Source organism: Mesorhizobium sp. M7A.F.Ca.CA.001.10.2.1 (assembly GCF_003998575.1).
In the GTDB taxonomy this organism is placed as follows: Bacteria; Pseudomonadota; Alphaproteobacteria; order Rhizobiales; family Rhizobiaceae; genus Mesorhizobium.
This window is the reverse complement of the sequence record NZ_RZQY01000732.1, coordinates 1-2831: the sequence shown is the minus strand read 5'-3', so window position 1 is coordinate 2831 and position 2831 is coordinate 1. Positions and strand designations below refer to the sequence as shown.

Sequence of the window (2831 nt, the reverse complement as noted above, 5' to 3'; positions counted from 1 at the left end):
ACTCCACGCCAACAGCTTGCGGACGGAATAGCAGCGGAGCACCGTCAGGCCGTCTGGAGGCAGGAGGGCGCGCGTGTCGGGAGCGCGGACCGTTCAGCCCGTCGCCTTCATCCAATGCTGCATCGTGGTCACCGAACGGGCAAGCTGCGGCGCCGGGTGGATCGTTTCGCTGAATGTGGCCGCCGCACGCCATCCCCAGCGCGGATCAGCCAGGAAGGCCCGCGCCAGCGCCACCATGTCGGCGCGGCCCTCGGTGAGGATCGCTTCGGCCTGCTTGGGGTCGTCGATCAGGCCGACGGCACGGGTCGGAATATCAGCACCCTTGCGCACCGCTTCCGCCAGATGCACCTGATAGCCGGGGCCGGTGGGCAATTTCTGCAACGGCGAATTGCCGCCGCTCGAGCAGCAGAGATAGGCAACGCCCTCGTCCTTGAGCGCTTTGGCCACTTCGATCGCGTCCGCCACGTCGAAGCCGCCATCGACCCAATCCATCACCGACAGCCGCGCGCCGAGCATCAGCTTTGGCGTAGCCTTGCGCACCGCCTTGGCGATCTCGACGACAAGACGCATGCGGTTTTCCAGCGAGCCGCCCCAGCGGTCCGTGCGCTGGTTGGACAAGGGCGACAGGAACTGGAAGATCAGATAGCCATGCGCGGCATGCAGTTCGATGAAATCGAAGCCGGCGCGTTCGGCCCGCCTTGCGGCTTCGGCGAAGCGCTCGATCAGTTGCAGGATCTCCTCGTCCTCCAGCGCGTGCGGCACGTTCCAACCGGTGTCGTAGGGGATGACCGAGGCGGAGACGGTCTGCCAGGGATCCTCATTTGGCTGCAGTGGCCCGCCGCCTTCCCACGGCTTGCGGTTCGAAGCCTTGCGGCCGGCATGGGCGAGTTGGGAGCCGAATTTCGTGCCGGGTGCGGCGACGCGTCGTGCGGCGTCCAGTGCGCGGCGGGCGGCGGCCTCATTGTCTTCGGAATAAAGGCCGAGGCAGCCATGGGTGATACGCCCGCGCCGCTCGACATCGGTCATCTCGACCGTGACCATGCCGGCGCCGGACATTGCGAGGTTCATCCAGTGATGGAGATGCCAGTCACTGGCCGAACCGTCGTCGGCGGAATACTGGCACATCGGCGCGACGGCGATGCGGTTGGGGAAGGTGAGGCCGTCGAGGGTGATCGACTGGAAAAGCGACGCTGTCATGAGAAACTCCGGGAGGGTTCGCAGCTATTTAGGCGACCGATGGCGCCTGCGCCAGACACGAGGCGGTGAAAGGGGTTCTGGACCAATCACTGACGGGATTGCCGAAATGCCGGTTCGCGGATACGCCTCGGCAATGCATGGCGCCCAAAAGTGGCCCGGTTTGGGAGAGCGACATGCATAAAACAGGAGCATAAAGCGCGACGCGCTTTTGCATGGAGACCACGATGGAAGATCGTATTCGCGTCCGTTCGGAGGAAATCCTCTCCGACGACTGGGCCGTCCTGAAGAAGACCGTCCTCGACTACCGCCGGCGCGACGGGCAGTGGGAGACGCAAATTCGCCAGACCTATGATCGCGGTGACGGCGCGGTGATCCTGCCTTACGATCCCTCGCGCTCGACCGTGCTTCTGGTGCGCCAGTTCCGCTATCCCGCCTACGTCACCGGCCACCGCGAGCCGCTGATCGAGGCCTGTGCCGGCCTGTTGGACGAAAACGATCCCGAAACCTGCATCCGCAAGGAGGCGGAGGAAGAACTCGGCTACCGGCTGCAGAACGTCGAGCGGCTGTTTTCGCCCTATATGAGCCCTGGCAGCGTCACCGAACGTCTCTGGTTCTTCATCGCCCGCTATTCACCCGCCGACCGCATCTCGGCCGGCGGCGGCGCGCAAGAAGAGGGCGAGGACATCGAGGTTCTGGAAATGCCGCTCGACGAGGCGCTGGCCGGCATCGCCGATGGCCGGATCATCGACGCCAAGACCATTATCCTGATCCAGCATCTGAAGCTCAACCCGATCGCCGCCTGAACGGCGCCGGTCCTCCTTAGCCAAGGCTTCGGGAGGACACTCCTTCATCTATTCGGGTGGCCCGCCACCGAAGCTCGAAGAGCGAAGGGTGGTGCGGATGAAGGGACTCGAACCCCCACGCCTTTCGGCACTGGAACCTAAATCCAGGGCGTCTACCAGTTCCGCCACATCCGCATGAACCGGCAATCCCATGTGGCCATCATTCTGTCAATGTCGGAGACAAGATGTAGAGGTCAGGGACAAGATGTGGTCAGGTCCAAATGCTGGTTATTCGCCGGGATGCGAAGACTGTTGAAAATTGGCCTCGCCTGTGACAAAAGGCGTGTCAAATGTGACGGGACGCGACGATCCGCTTCTGCAGAATGTGATAAGAAGTAGGAAAAACAAGAACTTATTCACATTTTGGAACGCAGTTTGGGAGAGTTTGAGCCGGGTTTTCGGTCAAATCGCCAGGTTCCGTACCAAAAGCCATTCCCGGCAAGAATATACCGGCAGGCTGTGAACGGCAGAGGCCGTGGCAGTCTCATTGGTGAAAACAAAGGTTTTACGATGCAGGTCACCGAAACGCTCAACTCCGGTCTCAAGCGAGAGATCAAGATCACCGTGCCGGCCGGTGACATGGAAGCCAAGCTGATGGCGCGGCTTTCGGATGCCCGCAACAAGGTCCGCATCAACGGCTTCCGTCCAGGCAAGGTGCCGGTACAGCACCTGCGCAAGGTCTACGGCAAGTCGTTCATGGCCGAAGTGGTCAACGAAATCCTCAACGATTCGACCCGTTCGATCATTACCGGGCGTGGTGAAAAGGCTGCCATGCAGCCCGAAGTCATCATG

The 2831-nt window shown here is 62.0% G+C and carries 3 protein-coding genes and 1 tRNA gene; 2 read left to right on the top strand and 2 right to left on the bottom strand.

The annotated features are described in order from the left end of the window. Positions 1-93: 93 nt before the first annotated feature. Positions 94-1197 (bottom strand): NADH:flavin oxidoreductase/NADH oxidase, encoded by a 1104-nt coding sequence (locus EN964_RS30805; RefSeq protein ID WP_127271606.1) that lies wholly within the window; start codon positions 1195-1197, stop codon positions 94-96. Between the two features lie 224 nt (positions 1198-1421). On the opposite strand from EN964_RS30805, the gene EN964_RS30800 reads away from it, so the two are divergent. Further along, entirely contained in the window at positions 1422-2000 is a 579-nt protein-coding gene (locus EN964_RS30800; protein ID WP_127272271.1) for an NUDIX domain-containing protein, read from the top strand. 89 nt (positions 2001-2089) lie between these two features. Here EN964_RS30800 and EN964_RS30795 read toward each other — a convergent pair. After that, positions 2090-2174 (bottom strand) — tRNA-Leu (locus tag EN964_RS30795). Positions 2175-2549: 375 nt separating this feature from the next. Between EN964_RS30795 and EN964_RS30790 the strand changes: the two genes are divergently transcribed. Continuing rightward, the coding region (locus EN964_RS30790; RefSeq protein WP_281059582.1) for a trigger factor family protein at positions 2550-2831 on the top strand (282 nt) is incomplete at its 3' end.